This is a genomic window from Rhizobium sp. GW821-FHT14E12 (assembly GCF_058803745.1).
Genome location: NZ_JBXAPH010000003.1, coordinates 401821 through 422095 on the forward strand (window position 1 = coordinate 401821; position 20275 = coordinate 422095).

At 59.6% G+C, this 20275-nt stretch carries 20 protein-coding genes; 12 read left to right on the forward strand and 8 right to left on the reverse strand.

Going from position 1 to position 20275, the window contains the following annotated elements:
• Positions 1 to 86: 86 nt before the first annotated feature.
• Entirely contained in the window at positions 87 to 1289 is a 1203-nt protein-coding gene (locus AC1RO0_RS15180; protein ID WP_498593716.1) for an MFS transporter, read from the forward strand.
• A gap of 50 nt (positions 1290 to 1339) precedes the next feature.
• On the opposite strand, the gene AC1RO0_RS15185 is transcribed toward AC1RO0_RS15180, so the two are convergent.
• The 6 genes from AC1RO0_RS15185 to AC1RO0_RS15210 form a co-directional block, all read right to left on the reverse strand.
• A complete protein-coding gene (locus AC1RO0_RS15185) occupies positions 1340 to 1960 on the reverse strand; it encodes a hypothetical protein (protein ID WP_498593717.1) in 621 nt (206 codons plus the stop codon).
• A 260-nt stretch (positions 1961 to 2220) separates the two neighbouring features.
• Positions 2221 to 2910, reverse strand: coding sequence for a GntR family transcriptional regulator (locus tag AC1RO0_RS15190; RefSeq protein WP_498593718.1), 690 nt, complete (start codon positions 2908 to 2910; stop codon positions 2221 to 2223).
• A complete protein-coding gene (locus tag AC1RO0_RS15195; RefSeq protein WP_498593719.1) occupies positions 2907 to 3848 on the reverse strand; it encodes a dihydrodipicolinate synthase family protein in 942 nt (313 codons plus the stop codon). The genes AC1RO0_RS15190 and AC1RO0_RS15195 overlap by 4 nt, the downstream gene beginning before the upstream one ends.
• Positions 3845 to 4942 carry an NAD(P)/FAD-dependent oxidoreductase gene (locus tag AC1RO0_RS15200; protein ID WP_498593720.1) on the reverse strand — a complete coding sequence of 366 codons (1098 nt, stop codon included), beginning with the start codon at positions 4940 to 4942 and terminating at the stop codon, positions 3845 to 3847. The genes AC1RO0_RS15195 and AC1RO0_RS15200 overlap by 4 nt, the downstream gene beginning before the upstream one ends.
• Before the next feature lie 35 nt (positions 4943 to 4977).
• The gene (locus tag AC1RO0_RS15205; RefSeq protein WP_498593721.1) at positions 4978 to 6405 is read right to left on the reverse strand and encodes an FAD-dependent oxidoreductase; all 1428 of its coding nucleotides are present in this window, start codon (positions 6403 to 6405) and stop codon (positions 4978 to 4980) included.
• A complete protein-coding gene (locus AC1RO0_RS15210) occupies positions 6402 to 6719 on the reverse strand; it encodes a (2Fe-2S)-binding protein (RefSeq protein ID WP_498593722.1) in 318 nt (105 codons plus the stop codon). Before AC1RO0_RS15210 ends, AC1RO0_RS15205 begins: the two co-directional genes overlap by 4 nt.
• Before the next feature lie 120 nt (positions 6720 to 6839).
• On the opposite strand from AC1RO0_RS15210, the gene AC1RO0_RS15215 reads away from it, so the two are divergent.
• The 5 genes from AC1RO0_RS15215 to AC1RO0_RS15235 all read left to right on the forward strand — a co-directional run bounded on the left by AC1RO0_RS15215 (position 6840) and on the right by AC1RO0_RS15235 (position 10878).
• Positions 6840 to 7649: a transporter substrate-binding domain-containing protein gene (locus AC1RO0_RS15215; protein WP_498593723.1), complete on the forward strand. Its 810-nt coding sequence runs from the start codon at positions 6840 to 6842 to the stop codon at positions 7647 to 7649.
• A gap of 36 nt (positions 7650 to 7685) precedes the next feature.
• Positions 7686 to 8360, forward strand: coding sequence for an amino acid ABC transporter permease (locus AC1RO0_RS15220; RefSeq protein ID WP_498593724.1), 675 nt, complete (start codon positions 7686 to 7688; stop codon positions 8358 to 8360).
• Positions 8360 to 9070 carry an amino acid ABC transporter permease gene (locus AC1RO0_RS15225; RefSeq protein WP_498593725.1) on the forward strand — a complete coding sequence of 237 codons (711 nt, stop codon included), beginning with the start codon at positions 8360 to 8362 and terminating at the stop codon, positions 9068 to 9070. The genes AC1RO0_RS15220 and AC1RO0_RS15225 overlap by 1 nt, the downstream gene beginning before the upstream one ends.
• Entirely contained in the window at positions 9027 to 9788 is a 762-nt protein-coding gene (locus tag AC1RO0_RS15230; protein ID WP_498593726.1) for an amino acid ABC transporter ATP-binding protein, read from the forward strand. The genes AC1RO0_RS15225 and AC1RO0_RS15230 overlap by 44 nt, the downstream gene beginning before the upstream one ends.
• Before the next feature lie 199 nt (positions 9789 to 9987).
• A complete protein-coding gene (locus AC1RO0_RS15235; protein WP_498594030.1) occupies positions 9988 to 10878 on the forward strand; it encodes a helix-turn-helix transcriptional regulator in 891 nt (296 codons plus the stop codon).
• 41 nt (positions 10879 to 10919) lie between these two features.
• On the opposite strand, the gene AC1RO0_RS15240 is transcribed toward AC1RO0_RS15235, so the two are convergent.
• On the reverse strand, positions 10920 to 12158 hold the full coding sequence (locus tag AC1RO0_RS15240) for a M20 family metallo-hydrolase (RefSeq protein WP_498593727.1): 1239 nt from the start codon (positions 12156 to 12158) through the stop codon (positions 10920 to 10922).
• 46 nt (positions 12159 to 12204) lie between these two features.
• Entirely contained in the window at positions 12205 to 13707 is a 1503-nt protein-coding gene (locus AC1RO0_RS15245) for an aldehyde dehydrogenase family protein (protein ID WP_498593728.1), read from the reverse strand.
• A 212-nt stretch (positions 13708 to 13919) separates the two neighbouring features.
• Between AC1RO0_RS15245 and AC1RO0_RS15250 the strand changes: the two genes are divergently transcribed.
• The 6 genes from AC1RO0_RS15250 (at position 13920) to AC1RO0_RS15275 (ending at position 20258) form a co-directional block, all read left to right on the forward strand.
• Entirely contained in the window at positions 13920 to 15296 is a 1377-nt protein-coding gene (locus AC1RO0_RS15250; protein ID WP_498593729.1) for an aminotransferase, read from the forward strand.
• A 55-nt stretch (positions 15297 to 15351) separates the two neighbouring features.
• Entirely contained in the window at positions 15352 to 16449 is a 1098-nt protein-coding gene (locus tag AC1RO0_RS15255; RefSeq protein ID WP_498593730.1) for an ABC transporter ATP-binding protein, read from the forward strand.
• A gap of 3 nt (positions 16450 to 16452) precedes the next feature.
• Positions 16453 to 17352, forward strand: coding sequence for an ABC transporter permease (locus tag AC1RO0_RS15260; protein WP_498593731.1), 900 nt, complete (start codon positions 16453 to 16455; stop codon positions 17350 to 17352).
• Between the two features lie 10 nt (positions 17353 to 17362).
• Entirely contained in the window at positions 17363 to 18166 is an 804-nt protein-coding gene (locus AC1RO0_RS15265) for an ABC transporter permease (RefSeq protein ID WP_498593732.1), read from the forward strand.
• 23 nt (positions 18167 to 18189) lie between these two features.
• A complete protein-coding gene (locus tag AC1RO0_RS15270) occupies positions 18190 to 19227 on the forward strand; it encodes an extracellular solute-binding protein (RefSeq protein WP_498593733.1) in 1038 nt (345 codons plus the stop codon).
• A 233-nt stretch (positions 19228 to 19460) separates the two neighbouring features.
• The gene (locus AC1RO0_RS15275) at positions 19461 to 20258 is read left to right on the forward strand and encodes a YqcI/YcgG family protein (protein WP_498593734.1); all 798 of its coding nucleotides are present in this window, start codon (positions 19461 to 19463) and stop codon (positions 20256 to 20258) included.
• Positions 20259 to 20275 lie beyond the last annotated feature (17 nt).

Consider the following 20275-nt stretch of genomic DNA (forward strand, 5'->3'; position numbering starts at 1 on the left):
GCTTGAGCGGGTTTCGGGCGGGCCTAAACCTGCTAAAACCCTGTCACCCCACAATCGGCTGATTTGCCAGACCTTCGACACCGCTGATGACCCGCCTCCTTCCCGAAGTATTCCGCGACCCGACGATCCGGGTGAGCATGCTTGCCATCTTTGCCTTCGGCTTTGCCGGAGCTGCAACATCGCCTTATCAGTCCGTCGTGGGTATTCGCGAGCTCGGCCTGAGCAATGGGCTGTATTCGGCGCTGATTTTTTCTGCGGCCGCAGTGAACGTCATCGTCAGCATTCTGCTTGGAAATCTCGCGGACAGGCTCGGCGAATACCGCGCGATGATGCTCACGGTCGCGATTTTCGGCATTCTCGGCTACGGGGCTGTCTTTGTCATTCCGGCGCAGGTGACCTTCGTCGTCAGCGCATTGTTATTCCTGCCGGTGTACGGCTCCCTCAATTCGCTGCTTTTTGCCAATGTCAGGGTCGCGACCACGGGAATGGAGCGTAACGACGTCGCCACCGTCAACTCAGGCGTCCGGGCGATGATTTCTCTGTCCTGGGTTCTCGTGCCCGGTATTACCGGCGCGCTGCTTGCAAATTCCAAGACCATGCTGCCCGCCTATCTCTTCGCGGGTCTGGCCTGTGCGGTCTGCTTCGGATTGATCGCGGTTTTCCTTCCGCGCCAGAACGGCACCGACAAGGCGGCAACGCGCCATCTTTCCTATCTTGCAGCCCTCGGCGAGGTCGTCTCGCCGCCGGTCTTTGTGCGCGTCATTGCGGTGGCGCTGATCAGCAGCACGCTTCATGTCAACGGCGCCATCCTGCCCCTCATCGTCACCGGCGCGGCCCATGGGACAGTCACCGATATCGGCGTGCTCGTGGGGATCGTGGCGCTTCTCGAGGTCATCTTCATCATCGCGTGGGGACGTGCCCAGCGGATCATGAGCCATGTCACCGCGCTGGCCATCGGCACGGTCATCTATGTCGTCTACCTGCTGCTGCTAGGGCTCGCCTCGGCGCCCTGGCATGTCTATGCACTAACCCTTGTCAGCGGGATCGGGGCCGCCGCCCTTATCAGCATTCCCATCACCTACTTGCAGGATCTGATTGCCGAGCGCCCCGGGCTTGGCAGCGCCCTCATATCCGTCAACATCTTCCTGAGCGCCGGCCTCAGCGCTCTTCTCTTTGCGATCGGAACCGGTATGAGCAGCTATTCGGGAACGGCGGTGATCGGAGCGGCTGCCGGATTGGTCGGGCTTGCCATGCTGCTTTTCTTTGATGGCGGCAGGCGGCGCAGATAATCGTCGGTGAACGCGGAATTGTCCGATTGTGAATCGGCCGCGAATGACGACTACCAGCCGATATCCCAAGGTCGCGGCTTGCCATGAAAGATCACCACTCGGGCATCTGTCGGGATCGAGCCGTTCCCGCTTTCGTCATCATGGAGTGCCTGTCGCACATGCGATTTCCAGGAGACGATCTGACCAGGCAATAGATCCTGCCAGCGGCTGGCGCGATCGAGCCAGAAGCGCTCCAGGAACGCCTGGTCGCCGCCTTTGTGATAGATATCCATCCAATGCCGTGGTTGCTCGATCCATTCGGCCCAGATCCGCTCACGAGCGGCTTCCGGCAAATACATGATCGATGACTGCAAGCCCTCCGGGCGATAGATGTCGCGCATCAGGGTGAGCTGGTTGATGGACGCGATATCGGCAAGGCTGCCAACGATTGAGGTGTCGAGGTCCATGAAGAGGATGTCCCCTGAGATCCCCGGACGAAAAAGCTCCATCTTCGACCACCAGCCCGGCCAGTCGTAGATCAGCGGCAGGGTCCGAACGCCCTCGATCTCAATATCGGAAAGACACTGGAATGCCGCATCGGGCAGATGATTCACCACTTGCGTGCGCAAGCGCAAAACATGGTCGGCCTTGTATTCGCCACCGGATCGCAGGACACAAAAGACGGAAATCACGTTGCGCTGGCCTCACTCGATACATCTGCTTTGACGAACAAAATCCGTCAGAACATATGGACCATTGCCGAAAGTGTCATCGGGTGCATCGTAATTTTGGCGGTCTGTGGACGATAAGACGCAGCTGGAACGAGCCTTGATAGACGATGAGAGTGTTGATTTGTACGGAGAATTGACCCGGTTTCGGAGTGAACCCCTGTTGATTTCGGACCGATGGCTCCAATCCCCTCAAGGCGAGCGACCAGGTCAAATCCCCCTGTTCACGGTCTCCGACGCGCGGGGGCCGTGTCCCGGCCGCTGACGATGTCCAGAATCTCGGATGCGACATTGCGCAGATGGGTTACCATCGCCGCCCGCGCGCGCCGGCCGTCGCCCTTGGCGAAGGCGTCCAGAATGGCGACGTGTTCGGCGGCGTCCGCCGCCACGCGACCCGACGGGCTGGTCAGTTCAAACAGGCGCGTGATGACGCGCAGCTGCTGGATCATCCGCACCAGTACGCCGTTGCCGAGCGCTTCCGGAAACAGCATGTGCAGACGGTCGTCGGTTTCCCAATGTTCGGCGGCTTGTGCTTCCAGTGCGCCGAGCCTCAGAATATCGCTGCGCAGCGCCTCGATCGCTTCAGGTTTGATGCGGCCGATCGCGAGCTCGACGGCCTCGCCTTCGAGCAGTTCGCGAACCTTGAGCGCCTGGAAGAACTCCACCGGCTGCACCCGGCGCACCGCATAGGAGCGCGAGCCCTGCTTGATAAGAAGACCCTCCGCCGCAAGCCGCAGGATTGCTTCGCGCATCGGGGTGCGGGAAACGTCGAGCTGCTGGGCGAGCCGTCCTTCCACCACAAGGCTGCCGCCCGGCAGCTTGCGGGTCAAAATGAGGCGGCTGAGTTCGTCATAGGCGCGCTCGCTGAGGCTTGCTTCGCCGTTGATGGCGGACAAAAGGCTATCGTCGTTCATGCATCAGAGCCTAGCAGTCCGGCATCGGCAAGGGCATGCCGCAGCCGGAGGATTTCGGAGGATGGCAGATCGGTGATGGGAGCGCGCGGACTGCCGTTGCGCCAATGTCCAAGCAGAACCATGCAGGCCTTCAGGCGCGCCGTGGCCCAGCCGACAGGATGTGTACCGTAGACGGCGTTTGCCAGCGGCTGAATGCGTTCGCTCAAGGCGCGTGCCCGTTCCAAATCCCCCCCTTGCACTGCGCGATCCAGCGCCACGATCTCTCCCGGCATGATCACCGCTAGACTCACGAGACTACCTTCACTGCCGATCGCAAAACAAGAGAGGAGATGCTCGTCCCCGGATGCCATGATCTCAACATGGGGCGCCGTGCTTTTGACGAGGCGGCGATTGCGGTCATAGGCGTTGCTCTCCCAGCTTCCCTCCTTGATCCCCACGACTGTCGGCAACAGGACCAGTCTGGAGAGCACCTCCGGCCGGTAGGCAAGCGCGGAAGCGACGCCAGCTTGATAGAGCATCATCGGTGTATCGACGGCCTCGGCGATCGCGCGATGGTGCGTCACGGCCATCTCGGCGTCCTGCGACAGTGCCCAGGAGAATGGCGGAAAGACGAGAATGGAATCAGCGCCGGCATTGGCCGCGTCTTCGGCATGGCAGACGGCTTCCGCGGTCGCCTCGCACAGGATCCCGCAGACGACGATATGGGTATCGCCGATCGCTTTGACGGCGATTTCCGTCACCCGGCGGCGCTCCTCGCGGGAGAGCAGGATGTTCTCGCCCGCATGGCCGTTGCAAAGAACGCCGACGATCCCCGGTTCGGCCGTTACGGAGCGGAAATGATCGGCGAGTGCATCCTCGTCGATCGTGCCGTCGTCGCGAAATGGGGTGAGCGTGGCCACGTAGATGCCGCGGAAGGGGTGGTCTATGGCGGGTATCAAGCTGTTTCCTCCGGGTTCTTGATCAGTCGGGCGGGGTCGAAGAGCGGCATTTCGGGTTCGCGCCCGAGAATCCGGTCGGCGAGGAGCCGTCCCATGTATGGCGCGCTGGTATAGCCGGAATGGACGCAGCCGATCACATAGGCTTCGTCCAGTCCGGGTAGCGGCCCGATGATTGGCATGGCATCGGCGGTCTCGGATTCGAGGCCGAGCCAGATACGCAAGATGCGAGTGTCGCCAAGGGCCGGTATGGCATGACGGGCGAGCTGGACGTTGCCGATGAGGTTCTCCGGGATCGTCTCGACGCCGCCACGGATCGGATCGCCGATGCCCTGCCAGCCGCCGCCGATCAGCACGCTGCCGTTTTCGAACTGCTTGAGCGACAGGAGGCCGTTGGCGATCCCGACCACGGTCTGCATCACCGGCCGCATCCGTTCGGTGACGACGAGCTGGTTGATCAAGCATTTGATCGTCACCTGGAACCCGAGCCAGGCGAGCATCGTCTCAAGCCAGACGCCGCCCGCGAGAACCAGCCGCTTGGCTGTTGTTCTTGCGCCGTCCTCATGCAAAATGGTGTAATCGCCGCCATCCTGTTCTATCCCGCTGACCGATGTGTTTTCGAGAATGGTGACGTTTGCCGAGATGAGTGCCTTCCGATAGGCGCGGCCCGTCATATAGGCGGTAACGTGGCCGTCGAGTTCGCAATAGGCTGCGGCGATGAGGGATGGATTGAGACCCGGTTCGATCCGGAGAGCCTCGGCGGGCGTGATCAGCCGGATCGGCGCGCCCATCGCGGCGCGCGCTTGCGCCCTCTTTTCCAGCATCTCCCGCTCCGCCGCCGTGAAGGCAAGGGACAATCCCGGAGCCGAGCGGGCGCCGACATCCATGCCAAGCCAGTTCGGCGCGTCGAGCCAGAGTTCGCGTCCCTTCATGGCGTAGGGGATCAGGGCTGCGCGCGTCATATGGAGCGTCAGCGTGCCGGCATTGACGCCGGAGGCCTCGCGGCAAATTTCACCACGGTCGATCAAGGCGACGCGCATGCCGGAACGCGCGAGATGTAGGGCCGCCGTTGCCCCCATCGCGCCAGCGCCGACCACAGCGATATCGAATGCTTGTGAAGGATTTTTTGACATCATAGCGGCGCGGGCGGTGGGAGCTTCAGCTCGGCATAATCGACTTGCTCGAGAAGCTGGGCGAGCGGAAGCGGACGAAACGGCGTCCGGCCGGTGAACATGCCTGATCTTGGGTGCTGCCCTGTGGCCTGCGCGAGCAGGGCGCTCGCGATGTCGCCGCAGATGCGGCCCTGGCAAGGCCCCATGCCACAGCGCGTCCAGGCCTTGAGCTGGTTCGCGCTGCGTGCGCCGTCGGCAAAGGCCAAATCGATGTCTCGCCGCGTCACGTCCTCGCAGCGGCAGACGACGGCATCTTCGGCGATGCTTTTGATCTGCCCCGGCTTCAAAGCCATCAGCCCGGCCATGGCGCCGCCGAATCCGAGTGCCCGTTTGGCGCTTCGGCGAAGGGGTGCGGATTGCGATGCGTGGGTTTCGCCCGAGAGGGCGTCGAGGTCGCGGGCGGCGACAAGGCCGGCAAGGCGGCCGTTCAGCGCCGCCGCTGCTGCTCCGGCGATCCCGGTGCCGTCACCGACCGTATAGAGACCGGCGATGCTGGTGCGAAAGTCGGCGTCTATCCGTGGAATCCAGCCGCCGCGAGCCTCGTCGAATGCATGGTCCGCCCGCAGCAGCCGGGTGACGTCGGTGGACGCGACAAGCCCGTTGCCGACTGCGACGGCATCGACGACGAAAGTCCGCTCCTTGCCGGCGATCGTACAACCGCTCCGGTCGACGGGACCAATCGTTACCTCGATCTCGTTCTCATCCCGCTTTACGGCGCGGTGGATGGCGTGGCGGTAGAAAAAGGGAATGCCCGCGCCATGGAGGCGGGCCAGCCAACCGGCGCCGCGAGCGGCGAGGTCGGGGCGGGTCAGGAGTGCGGGGCTCTGCGCCAGCCACTCGCCGCGGGAAGCGAGATCGACGACACCGGCCACCGTACCGCCAGCCTTCAGAATTCCGGCGGCGACCGCCAAGAGAAGCGGGCCTTGCCCGGCGACCAGGGTGCGGCGGCCCGGCAGCATACGCTGCGACTTGAGAAGTATGGTCGCGCCGGCGAGGCCGACAATGCCGGGAAGCGTCCAGCCGGGAAACGGCACGACCCGCTCCTGCGCGCCGGTCGCGACGATGATCTTGCGGGCGCTCCACGACACCGGCCCGCCCTCGGCGAGAGCGTCGACCCGCAAGTCCGGCGAAACCGACCAGACGGTGTGACCGAAATGGGCGTCGACCGTGCTTTCCGCGAGCCGGCGACGCAACGCGTCCCCAGCGCGGCTTTCCGGGGTGGCCGGCAGGCCGGAGAAGGTGTCGGGTGGTGCGCGGTAGACCTGTCCACCTGCCGCGGGGGCTTCGTCGACCAGCACGACACGCAGGCCGCAAGCAGCCGCAGACAGGGCAGCTTCAGTGCCGGCCGGGCCGGCGCCGATAACGAGGACATCGCAGGTGTCGCTCATGCGATCGTTCCCTTTCGCACGACAAGGCCATCCGCACATTCCGTACGACAAGCCGGCCTGCGAACGCCGTTCACCTCCACCGTGCACTCCTGGCAGAGACCCATCCAGCAGAACGCACCGCGCGGCGCATGCTCGTTCGGGCTTTCCCGCAGGGTTCGATAGCCGGCGGCGAGCAGCGCGGCAGCCACCGATTCTCCCGCATAGGCGTCAACGGGATTGCCGTCGAAGGTGAAGCGCACAGGCGTCCCGCGCCTCACATCCGGCTCTCGCAGACTGGGTCGTCTCAATTCGAAGGGTTGACTTTCGCCTGTCACGGTGTTTCTTTCGTCTACGAACGGTATACGATAGATACACCGTCGGGAACGCTAGTGCAACGGTTCGGATGCTGAAATATCTCCGGTCTGGCCACGGCAAAGCAAAAAAAGGGGATCAATATGAAGAGTTTAAAGACGGTTTGCATGCTTGCCGGCGCGGTCTGCCTCGCGCTCACGGCGGTTGCCGCCAATGCACATAGCCTGGATGAAATCCTTTCGGCCAAGAAGATCGTAGTGGGTATCAATCCGAACCTGCCGCCGCTCGGCCGCTTCAACGACAAGAACGAAATCGAGGGTTTCGACGTCGATGTCGCCAAGAAGCTCGGCGAGATGCTCGGCGTGGAGGTTTCGCTCGTACAGGTCTCGTCGGCTGATCGCGTGCCGTTTCTGGCAACCGGCAAGGCCGATATCGTGCTCGGCGCGCTGACCCGCACGGCCGACCGGGCGAAGGTGATCGATTTCTCCCTGCCGATCCAGACGGAGGCGATCAGCGCATTGGTTGCGAAGGACAAGCCTTACCAGACCATGGATGATCTCAACTCCGCGGACGTTCATCTCGTCGAAGTACGCGGCACAACACCCGTCGACTTCGTGAAGGAGCGTTTGCCGAAGGCGCAGGTGACGCTGTTCGACAACTATCCCGATGCCGTGCGCGCCTTCGAGCAGGGCCGGGGCGATGCCATCGTCGACGTTGTCGATTATCTCGGCGCCTATACGAAGAACTACAGCGCGGAGACGCGGGTGATCACGGACAAGTCGGCCTCGATCGACTATGATTGCATCGGCCTTGCGCAGGGCAATACGGCGCTGAAGTCCTGGGTCAATGTCGCCCTTTACCAGCTGCAGACAAACGGCTTCATGAAGCAGACCTACAAGCAATGGTTCGGCATCGACATGGTCTATCCGGTCCCTGTCACGCCTTATTTCTGATCGGACGACACGGCTGATACGGAACGGGATCGGGTCATGCACTACGCTCTACATTACAGCCAGATCACATCCTATCTGCCCTACCTGATAGGGGGCGCTCTGCTCAGCCTGGAGCTGAGCGTCCTTGCCTTCGCCGGCGGCATGATGATCGGCTTCGCGCTTGCCATCGCCCGTAACGAGGGTGGCCCGATCCTGTCGCGGCTGGTGCGGGCCTATGTCGTCTTCTTCACCAATACGCCACAGCTGGTGCAGATCTACGTGATCTTCTTCGGCCTGCCGGATCTCGGTGTCGTATTCTCGCCCTTCGCGGCCGTGCTGATCGGCATGACGCTGAATGCAGGCGCCTATCTGACGGAAATCCTCCGAGCTGGTCTTGCCTCGGTTCATCAGGAGGAGCTCGACGCGGCCGAGACGCTCGGCATGAGCCGGCTTCAGAGCTTGCGCTATGTGATCGTGCCGCATGTCTTCCGCGTCGCGATGCCTCCGCTCAGCAATCAATATATTCTGATGACGCTTGGCACATCGATGGCGGCCGTGTTCGGCGTCGAGGAGCTGACGGGCCGAGCGTTCAATGTGAACTCGACCACATTCCGCTCCATCGAGATCTTCACCACGATCGCCGGGCTTTATGTCGTCATCACCTTCATGGCGACGATCCTGCTTGCGGTGGTCGGCCGCTACGTCTTCCGCGCAAGGGTCAGGGTGCTCTAATGTTGAAGGATATTCTCGCTCAGCTTCCCCAGGTCTTCAGTAGTTACAACATCGCCATGCTTGCGGAAGCCGCATTGACGACGCTCTTCCTTTCGGCCGTTGGCTGTCTCGTCGGGGTCGTCTTCGGAACGATTCTGTCCCTGGCCCGTCTGTCGCGTGCTCGGATTCTCCTGCCCTTCAAGGTCGTCGCCTTCATCTATGTCGAAGTGTTTCGGCGCGTGCCCTTCCTGGTGACCTTGCTGGTGTTCTTCTTCGGCGCGCAGGTGCTTGGCTTCGATATCTCGCCGCTGGTCGTGACCCTCATCAGCACCTCGGTCATTTCCACGGCCTTCGTGGCGGAGATCATCCGCGCGGGGCTCGCCGCCGTGCGCCCGAGCCAGCTCGAGGCCGCCGAGGTCATGAACTTCTCGCCCTGGCAGACCCTTTGTCTCGTTCGCTGGCCGCAAGCCTGGCCGCTGATCCTGCCGCCGGTGTTCGGCTACTTCGTCCTGTTCATCAAGGACACGGCGCTTGCCTCGCAGATCGGTGTCCTCGAACTCACCCAGGCGGGAAAGATCCTCAATACCAAGGGCTTTTCGGCTCTGCTCGTCTTCGCGACGATCCTCATTCTCTATTTTCTGATTTCCTACCCCCTGGCCCGGCTGGGGGCCTATCTGGAGAGCAATCTTGGCGCATCTCGACATTCGCGGTCTCACGGCCAGCTACGCTAATCACACCGTCCTCGACGGCATAGACCTGACGGTGGAGCGCGGTGAGATCGTGAGCCTGATCGGCCCGTCGGGGTCCGGAAAGAGCACGTTGCTGCGGGTGATCACGGGTCTCCTCAAGCCGGAGCGCGGCGAGATCGTTCTCGACGACGAAAGGATCGACTATTCTGACCGCCGTTCGCTGAGGGCCGCGCGGGAAAAGCTCGCGATCGTCTTCCAGCAATATAATCTCTTCGGCAATATGACCGTGCTCGGTAATGTTATGGTTGCTCCGGCGAAGATCCGGAAGCGCAACAGGAGCGAGGTGGAGGCTGACGCCCGGCGCCTGCTCGAGAAGGTGGGGCTTGGCGACAAGCTCGCCGCCTATCCCGACGAACTCTCGGGCGGCCAGCAACAGCGTGTCGCTCTTGCGCGGGCGCTGTGCCTGAAGCCGGAAATCTTGCTCCTCGATGAGGTCACCTCCGCGCTCGATCCGGAGCGGGTAGGCGAGGTGCTCGATACCATCAAGCTCCTGGCTTCCGAGAACATCACCCTCCTGATCGTCTCCCACGAAATGAATTTTGTGCGCGAAGTTTCCGATCGCGTCGTCTTCATGGCGAACGGCAAAATCCAGGAGATTGGGTCGCCGGAGCAGATATTCGACGCTCCTCAGGTGCAGCGCACCCGCGAGTTTACGAGCAGGATCGCACGGGTGTCTCAGGCAGATCCTATTGCGACTTGATCCCGAGCTAATGAGGATCATGCTCCTTACTGTCTATTACCGCATCTTAGAGGCCTCCGAGGGCGGCATGCGATTGAAAAATGTGAGGTGCGGTGAACCGAAACCGGACGCGAAAAGTAAGATATTGACCGTAGCCCAGCCGCCGTTCCATACATGAAAGGCGGGTCAATTCTCGGCGAAAATTCCGGGGCAGCTCTTGGTGGAAATCAACATTCCTATAGCAAAAGCATCGACAGTGACCGATTGTGCCAGCCTGTCCGAAGGACCCGGTGCTTTCGAGATTTACAGGTGGGACAATCGCGATAATGTTTTGAGAGATCTGGCGCCCCTCATCGGCGAGAGCGACAGAAATAGATTTGGCGATTTGCTGGCAAAATTTTTTGACAGCTATGCGGAATGCAATAGCGTCTTCATTTCACTGTTCAAGGTGGGCCAGCCTCCTGTCCGGGTTTACGACAACCTGTCCGGTTTCGACGAGAGATCGACGATTCACCCTTACGTGAATGGCGCCTACCTGCTTGATCCCATTTACAACAGGATTGTCGAAGGTTGCTCCGCAGGCGTATTTCGGCTCGCCGACTGCGTTCCCGACTCTTTCACAAGCAGCGATTACTACCGCGAATATTATTCACATATAGGACTGGTCGACGAATGCGCGATCTTGGTCGATCTTGGCACGAATGGCGTGTTGACGATTTCCATCGGGCGGCGGGGCAGGGATGCGGTCGGCGGGACGAGCAATATCGCATTCCTGGAGGCCTTTTACGGCTGTCTCGACGCTCTTTGTAAGCAAAAATGGAATTCCATATTTTCAGAGGTGACGCCGTCTAGGAGCGAGAGCAACGATGGATTGGCTTCCGATTCCTTTCGGGATTTCGGCAGCAATATTTTGAGTGAACGGGAGCGCGAAGTGGCAATTATGTCACTGCGCGGCCATTCTGTTAAATCCATCGCAAGATTCCTGAACATAAGCCCCGAGACCGTCAAAATATATCGCAAGAGACTATATCAGAAATTGAATATACGAACTCAGGGCGAGCTGTTTTCAGCATTCATCAGCTTCATGTCGGATGAAGTGAAAACAGCTTAATATTTGTCTTCGCCCCCTTGGGCGAACTGGACTGGGAGGTGTCAGCGGCTTCCTTCGTCCGGTGTCTGATCGTGGAAAAGCACGGTGTTGAGCAAGGTTTGCGCTCCCAAAGTGCAGTGTTCTCTGGACGCGCTTTCGGCGGGGTTGTGACTGAGACCGTCCCGACACGGAATGAAGATCATCGCCGTCGGCGCGATCCTCGACACATAGACGGAATCATGACCTGCGCCGGATACGATATTTCGGGTGCTGGCGCCGGCGGCGGATGCCCCCTTCTTGATGGCTTCCAGGCAGGCTGCATCAAAGCGAACCGCGGGGCTCTTCCAGATTTGCGTCAGTGTCGCGCGGGCGGACTGGCACCGATCCGCGATAACGGAGGTGATTTCCCGCTCCATTGCATCCAGTTCCGCATCCTGCTCGTGTCGAAGGTCGAGACTCAACGTCACATGTCCGGGAATGACGTTTCGCGAGGGGGCCGCGATCGAAATTGTGCCGGTTGTGGCAAGCCCGCCGTGACGGCGGGCAACGTCTTGCGCAGCCAATATGATCTGTGCTGCGTCAGCCAGGGCATCCTGACGCATATCCATCGGAGTCGATCCGGCATGGGCTTCGCGACCGACAATGACCAGATCGTACCAACGCATTGCCTGCACGCCAGTCACGATCCCGATTTCAATGGCTTCGCGCTCGAGAACCGGCCCCTGCTCTATATGCAGTTCGAACATGGCGGCAAAACGGGTTTGTCCGAGCGGCGTGGAGCCGCGATAGCCGATCGCCTCTATCGCCTGAGCAAATGTGATGCCGTCCGCATCTGTGCGGCTATCGGCGAAGGATCGATCGAAGACACCGGCATGGACGCCCGAGCCGAGCATGGCCGGAGCAAAGCGGGCGCCTTCCTCGTTGGTCCAGTTGACGAGCATCAAGGGATGGCGTGTGTGATAGTCAGCGTCATGTAAGACCCGGATGACTTCGAGCCCCGCGAGCACACCAAGGATACCGTCGAATTTTCCGCCGGTCGGTTGGGTGTCCAGGTGACTGCCGATCGCAATCGGCAGGAGGCTGTCGTCGAGGCCCGGCCGGAAGGCGAACATGTTGCCGACCTCATCGATGCTTATCCGGCAACCGAGCTCCTCGCATTGGGACTTGAACCACTCTCTGACCTTGCGGTCCTCTTGCGAAAGCGTCAGCCGCTTTACGCCTCCGTCCGGCGTCCCGCCGAAGACCGCCGTCTCATGGACACTCTCCCAGAGCCGGTTTCCATCAATCAGTAGATTGGACATGTCCAGCATTTCCCCTGTCTGAAGTGCCAACCGGCCATGCGCTCGCCTAAAGTGCAACGCCGACGGATTTGACTTCCGTGTAGAGCAGAATGGCCTCATAGCCCTGTTCACGCCCCCATCCGGACTGGTTGAACCCGCCGAACGGTAGGGCCGGATCGATCACATGATGGGTATTGACGCCGATCGTGCCGGCCTTCAGCTTCTTTGCAACCTTGTGCGCCCGGCTGACGTCACGGGTGAAAACGCTGGCCGCCAGGCCATAGATGGAATTGTTGGCCTCCCGCACGACAGCGTCGATGCCCTCGTCGTCGAAGGTGGCAACGACAAGGACCGGTCCGAAAATCTCTTCGCGCACGACGGACATATCCGATGTCGTGTCCGTCAGAATGGTCGGCTCAAGGAAATAGCCCTGGTCACCTACGCGGTTGCCACCATGAAACAGGGTCGCGCCCTCGGCGATGCCGGCCGCGACATAATTGGTCACGCGTTCGAACTGTTCGAGCGAGACCAAAGGCCCGATCTGCGTGGTAGGGTCGAGCCCGACGCCGACATTCATCTTGGCGGCAAACGCCTTGAGGCCGTCGAGAATGACGGGGGCGATATCCTTGTGCACGTAAAGCCGTGTGCCGGCGGTGCAGGTCTGCCCCATATTGTAGAAGATGCCATAGGCAACCGCGGGGATAGTTACCGCCGGGTCGGCGTCGGCAAAGACGATCATCGGCGACTTGCCGCCAAGCTCCAGCGACACCTTCTTCAGATTGCCCTTGGCCGCTTCGAGGATTTTCTTGCCGACTTCGGTCGAGCCGGTAAACGCGATCTTGTCGACATCGGGGTGCGCTGCAAGTGCTGCACCTGCCGTTTCGCCATATCCGGTCACCACGTTGAAGACGCCAGCGGGAAAGCCTGCTTCCTCGACCAGTTCGGCCAGTCGCAGCGCTGTCAACGGCGTCTGTTCCGCCGGCTTGAGGACGATGGTGCAACCGACGGCAAGCGCCGGCGCCACCTTCCAGACCGCCATCATCAGCGAAAAATTCCATGGCACGATCTGCCCGCAGACACCCACCGGCTCGCGCAAGGTATAGGCATGATAGGGCGCGGAGGACGACGACAGCGGAATGGTCTCGCCGCAGATCTTGGTGCTCCATCCGGCCATATAGCGCAGCAATTCGTAGGAGAAGGCGACGTCGCCATGACGGGCATCCGTCACCGGCTTGCCATTGTCGAGGGCTTCCAGCTCGGCAAGTTCGTCGGCGTGTTTTTCGACGAGATCGCCGAGGCGCCAGACCAGCTTGCCGCGTTCGGAAGGCGTCATCGTTGCCCAGGACCCATCCTCGAACGCCTGGCGGGCGGCCGCAACCGCAAGGTCGATATCGGCGGCGGTTCCTTCGGGCACGCGGTCAAACACCAGGCCGGTCGCCGGGTCGATGACATCGAAGGTCTTGCCGCCCGCAGCGGGAACCCAGGCCCCTGCGATATAGAGCTTCTTTTCCTTGGCGACGAAACGGGCAGCGTCCGCGCCGAGCCGCTTGATTGTCACGGGTGCGTTCATGTTCCCCTGTCTCCTGTTGTTTGCCGCAGCCGAACCTTGGCCGAAATATCGTTGCCGCAGACGATAGGATCGCCCGCGATTTGAAAAGTTACCCATTCGGGGGACATCGACGCGTCCAGCGGCAACCGCATCCGCTGTCCCCCAATTGGGTGACTTTCAGGCAAAGCGAAACCTTGCTTATTTTCTGTGCAAATCCTAACTTGGAAACCTGCATGCGCAATTTCGATCACGCTGCGGTCTGGGAAGCAGATCGCGACCACTTCATCCACCCCTATGCCGACTTCGCCCATTTCAAGGCTGAAGGTAGCCAGATCATCACCGAGGCAAACGGCATCCACATCCTCGACAGCACCGGTCGCAAATATCTCGACGGCATTGCCGGCTTATGGTGCGTCAATGTCGGCCATGGGAGGGAAGAGATCGCCAATGCGGTTTCATCTCAGATCATGAAAATGCAGTACTACAACCCGTTCGGCCATTCGACGAACGTGCCGGCGGCTATACTGGCGCGAGAACTTGCCAGCCTGACGCCCGGCACACTCAACCACGTCTTCTATTCGACCGGCGGCTCGACCGCCAACGACGCGGCGATCAGGATTGTCCATTACTACTTCAACCAGCTCGGCAAGCCGAACAAGAAGAAGATAATCTCGCGCATCGACGGCTATCACGGGGCGACCTATGTCGCCGCCAATCTCACCGGTATTCACGCGACCAAAATTGGCTTCGACGCGATCGGGAGGGACTTCATTCATCACGTTTCGGCGGCAGACATGTATCGCGGCGCCGATGGCAGGAGCGAAGAGGAATATTGCGATTTCCTGGTGGATGAATTCGAGCGACGCATTCTGCAACTAGGCCCCGATAACGTCGCCGCATTCATCGCCGAGCCGATCATGGGTGCGGGCGGGGTGCTGGTCGCTCCGCAGGGCTATCACAGCCGGATGCACCAAATCTGCAAGAAATACGACATGTTGTATATCGCCGATGAGGTGGTAACGGCTTTCGGCAGGCTCGGAGAGTGGGTTTCCTCCGAGGCCCTGTTCGGACATGTTCCCGATATTCTCATTCTCGCCAAGGGGATCACCTCTGGCTATGTGCCTCTCGGCGCGACGATCCTGTCCGATGCGGTCCATGACGTGATCAGCCAGCCGCAATGCGTGGACGGCGTGTTCACGATGGGCTTTACCTATTCCGGGCATCCGGTCGCTTGCGCGGCGGCCCTCGAAACCATCGACATCATGAAACGCGAGAACATGCTCGAGCATGTGCGCAATGTCGGACCGCACTTGCAGGCCTATGCGAAGAAGCTCCTCAGGCATGAGATCGTCGGCGACGTTCGAGGCAGCCACCTGATGCTGGGCATCGACCTGGTGTCGAACCGGCAGAGCAAGGAAGGGTTCCCAGCCTCCAGCCATGCCGCTGACGTGGTATTCGCCCGCTGCAAGGAAAACGGCGTCATCATCCGGCCGATCGGCAATCGCATCGTCGTATCGCCACCTCTTATCCTCTCGAAAACGGACTGCGAAACCATCGTCGATGTCCTCGACGAGGCCATCTCCGCGGCAACCCACACGCTCCAGAACTGAAATTCTGCTTACGCAGTGAGAAAGGCCAAACCAGATGTCGGGGATAGCTAGTCCAGTGGGAGAAGCCGCTTCTTTCCAGGGCGTCGGCAAGGTCTTCAACGGCGGAAAAGCGAATGAATATGTCGCGCTCCGCTCGATCGACTTCAGTGTGAGGGAAAACGAGTTTTTCACGCTGCTCGGGCCTTCAGGTTGCGGGAAGACAACGCTTCTGCGAATTCTCGCCGGCTTCGAGCAGCCGAGTGAGGGGAGGATCGAAATTTTCGGCCGGGACGTCGTCGGGTTGCCGGCCAACCGGCGTCCGGTGAATACGGTCTTTCAGCACTACGCCCTTTTCCCGCACTTGACGGTCAGGGAAAATGTTGGCTTCGCATTGAGAATGAAAGGCGTCCCGAAAGCCGACCTTGCAGCCCGGGTGGAGCGCATTCTCGACCTGGTGCACATGCAGAGTTTCGGCGACCGGAAGCCCGACCAATTGTCGGGCGGGCAGAAACAGCGGGTTGCGCTTGCCAGGGCACTGGCGCCAAACCCGCAGATCCTGCTCCTGGATGAGCCACTGTCCGCGCTCGATCTGAAGCTGCGCCAGGCGATGCGTTGGGAGCTGAAAAACCTTCAGCGCGAAACGGGCATTACCTTCGTCTTCGTCACCCACGACCAGGAGGAAGCGCTGGCAATGAGCGATCGCATCGCCGTGCTGTCGCAAGGCAGCGTGCAGCAGATCGGGCGGCCGGCCGAAATCTACGAACACCCCGCAAATCGCTTCGTCGCCGACTTTATCGGCGAATCGAACCTTCTTCCGGCCGAGGTCGTCGATACCGGACCCGGCAGCGCCCGGGTTCGCCTCGCCGGCAACCTTATTCTGTCCGGCCCGGCGACGCGGACATTCGCTCCCGGCGAAAAGGTCACGCTGTCGATCAGGCCCGAGCGAATTATCCTGGACGCCGAAGGCAAGGTTGCAGAAGAGCAATTGCTCCGGATGAGGGTGGTCGGGCAGATCTACCTCGGCAATGCGATCGAGTTCAGGTTGCAGGCGGGCGATGTTGAGCTTGTGGCGCGGGCTCCCAAAGGCGGTGCGCGCGGGCGCATGGCGTTTGATGTCGGCCAGGACATCGCCATCGGCTTTGAGCCCGACGCCATGCGGGTATTGGGGGACTAGGCGATGAGCAAATCCGACCCCACCCACACTCGACGCAACGCTCTGCTTGCCGGACCAGCATTGGCCGTGATCGGGCTCTTCCTGCTGTTGCCGCTCGGGCTCATGGCCGTCTATTCGCTCCTGAAACCGGGTGCCTATGGCGGTGTCGTCTGGCAGTTTTCACCGGAGGCCTATATCCGGTTTCTGTTCGACCGCGACATCTTCGACGACAGCCTGGTTTTCACCACGGACTATCTGGCGATTTTTGCCCGTTCGGTGTTTCAGGGGGCGATTGCCACTGTCCTCTGTCTGCTGGCCGGATTTCCCGTCGCCTATTTCGTCGCGACGCGGCCCGAAAATCAGAAGAACATCTGGCTCTTCCTCATCACCATACCCTATTGGGTGAACCTGCTGATCAGGACGGTCGCGCTGTTGTTCGTGCTGCGCGACGACGGGCCGGTAAACTCGCTGCTTGAGTGGCTCGGCATCATCAAGGATCCGCTACCGCTCGCCTATTCCGACTTCGCCATCGGCCTCGGGCTTATCTACTCGTACCTGCCATTCATGATCCTGCCGATCTATTCGGCGCTAGAGCGTTTCGACTTCCGCCTGATCGAGGCCGCCTACGACCTCTATGCCGGATACCGCAAGGTGTTGTTCGGCGTGCTCATCCCCATCGTGAAACCGGGCATCGTCGCCGGCTGTCTGTTGGTCTTCATTCCCAGTGTTGGCTCCTTTCTCGCACCCGATATCCTGGGGGGCGGCAAGAAGATGATGATCGGAAACCTGATCGTCATGCAGTTTCAGGGGTCGCGCAATTGGCCATTCGGCGCCGCCGTTTCGATGATCCTGCTGACGGTCACCCTTGTTCTGCTGCTGACCGTCGCCAGACGGGCCGGCGACAGTCTCAAAAATGCGCATTGACGAGGCTCCGATGGCTCACAAACCTCAAAAAGACATTCGGACCTTTCCCGGCTTCGGCCTCCTTGCCGGTCTCGCGATCGTTTTCCTCTATGCGCCGATCACCTTTCTCATCTTCTATTCTTTTAATTCCGGAGATTCCGTCAGCGTCTGGAGTGGCTTCAGCGTCCGCTGGTACCAGAAGGTAATTGCAAATTCAGACATTCAGGTCGCCGCCATCAATTCCCTTCTGATCGCCACGGTCGCGGCTTCGGTTGCGACGGTGCTGGCTATGGGTGCGGCACTGGCGACAACCCGCAGCCGGCGGATCAAAAATACCGGTTCAGTCCTTGCTGTCCTGACCTTGCCGCTGATGGTGCCGGAAATCGTCAGCGCGGTTTCGACGCTGGTGCTTTTCGTCACCATCGGGCTCAAGCTGGGGATGATAACCGTGCTTCTGGCGCATATCGTCTTCTGCATACCGTTCGCCTACCTGCCGTTGAGAGCTCGGTTGGAGGCGATGGACGAAAGCCTGGAAGACGCCGCGTCCGATCTTTATGCAACGAGCGTGCAGGCGTTCCGCTTCGTCACCCTGCCGCTATTGCTGCCCGGCGTCATGTCCGGCTTTCTGCTGGCCTTCATCATCTCGCTCGACGACTTCATCATTACAAGCATGGTCGCGGGGCCGAGCGCAACGACGCTTCCCATCTACATCTACTCGATGCTCCGGCTGGGGATCACCCCCCAGGTGAATGCGATTTCAACCATCCTCATCGCTGTTTCGACGATCATCGTGCTGACATCGGCAATTCTGGGAAGAACCAGAAAAACCCAATAAGTCCAACAAAAAGGGGAACTACCATGAAATTGAAATTTCTCTCAACCTGCGGCATCGCTTTCGCGGCGGCTACGTTCGCGGCGAACACGGCATCGGCGGCGGGCGATCTCTACCTTTACACCTGGGGCGAATACACGCCTCCGGATTTGGTTCAGAAATTCGAGAGCAAATACGATGTGAAAGTGCACATCGATACCTACGATTCCAACGAGACGATGCTCGCCAAGATCAAGAGCGGCGCGACGGGATACGATGTCCTGGTGCCCAGCGACTACATGGTGGCAATCCTGATCAAGGAAGATCTGCTGGCGAAGATCGAGCCGAACGGCATGAGCAACTATGCCAATGTCGATGACAAATGGAAGGATGTCTACTGGGATGCCGGTCGTCACTATTCCGTCCCATGGGCCTGGGGAACGACGTCCTTCGTCGTCGATACCGACATCGTCAAGACCGACCCTGACACGCTGGCGCAGATCTTCGATCCGGCAGACGGCGTGAAGGGCAAGATCAACATGCTGCGCGACGTCAACGAGGTCATCAACGCCAGCCTGCGCTATCTGAAGCTTCCTCGTTGCAACAGCAATCCGGAAGACCTGAAGAAAGTCCTCGACCTGCTGATGACCCAGAAGCCATGGGTGAAGAGCTACAATTCCGAAACGAAGGAATTGCTGGTTTCGGGCGAAGCAAAGGTTTCGCAGAGCTGGAATGGCTACGCGTTGCGCGCACGCCTGGAAAAGCCATCGCTGAAATACGCCTATCCGAAGGAAGGCTTCACTGGCTTCATGGACAATCTGGTTGTTCCGAAGAGCGCTCCGAATCTGGAAAACGCCAAGCTCTTTCTGAATTTCATGATGGAACCTGAAAACGCAGCCTTGGTATCCAACTACGCCAAATATTCCAATGCCATCAAGGGTAGTAAGAAATTCATGGATCCGGCGTTGGCCGAAGCTCCCGAATTGAACCTGCCGGCGGGGACGCCAGATCCTGAATTCGTGCCGCCATGCGATCCGGCAGTCGTTGAACTCTACGACAAGCTTTGGACCAAGCTCCTGCGGTAGCGGCGCGGTTCCACTCAATCTCAGGCCAGAGAGGCGGTTTGCGAGATCCTTCAATCGCAAACCGCGCAGTATCAGTGCGTCTAAATAACAAAAAACACGGCATTCCACCTATTTAAATATAAGTAAACGCTAAAACCATAAGTGCCGACGTATAGATATCAGTCTTTATCTATGCGTATCGGATTTTAGCTTCCCCCTTAATTGCAAATGTCACAATTATTAGGAGTTGCGCTTTGTCTATTAAATTCGATCTTCTTGAACTGAACTCTCCGTCGTTGCTTACGTCAGCGGCGCAAATTGCAGACATGAAATTTGAATCTCGGGAGGACTGCGGTGAAAGCTGGCAGTTGAAATCCTGGGAGCAGATATCCGCTCATATTAATGACGATACGTTCCCGTGCATCTTTGCCAAGAAGGCGATGGATCAAAAATATCTGCTGCTGACCTTCATCGATGGCTGGGAAACAGTCGCGGCACTCGATCACTTTTGCTCCTGCGTCATGGAATACGTAGAAACATTAAAGGAAAAGTACGGAACGCATACCGTGTGTCCTCCCCTCATGGCGATATTCAAGCCAAATGAAAAGCTTATCGAACAACATCAATATTCAAATGCGGCGTGGTATATACTTCAATATCTCCACTACAATGATAATTTTAGTTGGCCGGAAGACATTCCCACCGATCCAGACGATCCGATATGGAGCTTTTGCTTCAATGGATATCAGCTTTTCGTAAACATCACATCGCCTGTTCTGGGCAAGCACCGCAGCCGAGTATTGTCCGATTCGCTCGTCTTCACGATCCAGCCGAGAACAAATTTCGACATCGTTGCCGGCAGAGACACGCCCTACGGGCCGAAAGTTCGTCAAAAGATCCGAGAGCGCTGGATGGAATATGACGGCATCGAAGGCCATCTGGATTACAGCATGTACGGTGACGAGCATAATCGCGAATGGAAGCAGTACTTTCTGTATAGCGACGACTCTCCCGCGCCTTCCCGATGCCCGCTGAACATCAAGCATAAGTAGCGGCGATATCCACTCTC

Bases quoted from the DNA above. Each gene is read 5' to 3' on its own strand.
- AC1RO0_RS15180 (WP_498593716.1), top strand. From the start codon at position 87: ATGACCCGCCTCCTTCCCGAAGTATTCCGCGACCCGACGATCCGGGTG.
- AC1RO0_RS15190 (WP_498593718.1), bottom strand. From the start codon at position 2,910: ATGAACGACGATAGCCTTTTGTCCGCCATCAACGGCGAAGCAAGCCTC.
- AC1RO0_RS15205 (WP_498593721.1), bottom strand. From the start codon at position 6,405: ATGAGCGACACCTGCGATGTCCTCGTTATCGGCGCCGGCCCGGCCGGC.
- AC1RO0_RS15215 (WP_498593723.1), top strand. From the start codon at position 6,840: ATGAAGAGTTTAAAGACGGTTTGCATGCTTGCCGGCGCGGTCTGCCTC.
- AC1RO0_RS15220 (WP_498593724.1), top strand. From the start codon at position 7,686: ATGCACTACGCTCTACATTACAGCCAGATCACATCCTATCTGCCCTAC.
- AC1RO0_RS15225 (WP_498593725.1), top strand. From the start codon at position 8,360: ATGTTGAAGGATATTCTCGCTCAGCTTCCCCAGGTCTTCAGTAGTTAC.
- AC1RO0_RS15240 (WP_498593727.1), bottom strand. From the start codon at position 12,158: ATGTCCAATCTACTGATTGATGGAAACCGGCTCTGGGAGAGTGTCCAT.
- AC1RO0_RS15245 (WP_498593728.1), bottom strand. From the start codon at position 13,707: ATGAACGCACCCGTGACAATCAAGCGGCTCGGCGCGGACGCTGCCCGT.
- AC1RO0_RS15250 (WP_498593729.1), top strand. From the start codon at position 13,920: ATGCGCAATTTCGATCACGCTGCGGTCTGGGAAGCAGATCGCGACCAC.
- AC1RO0_RS15260 (WP_498593731.1), top strand. From the start codon at position 16,453: ATGAGCAAATCCGACCCCACCCACACTCGACGCAACGCTCTGCTTGCC.
- AC1RO0_RS15265 (WP_498593732.1), top strand. From the start codon at position 17,363: ATGGCTCACAAACCTCAAAAAGACATTCGGACCTTTCCCGGCTTCGGC.
- AC1RO0_RS15270 (WP_498593733.1), top strand. From the start codon at position 18,190: ATGAAATTGAAATTTCTCTCAACCTGCGGCATCGCTTTCGCGGCGGCT.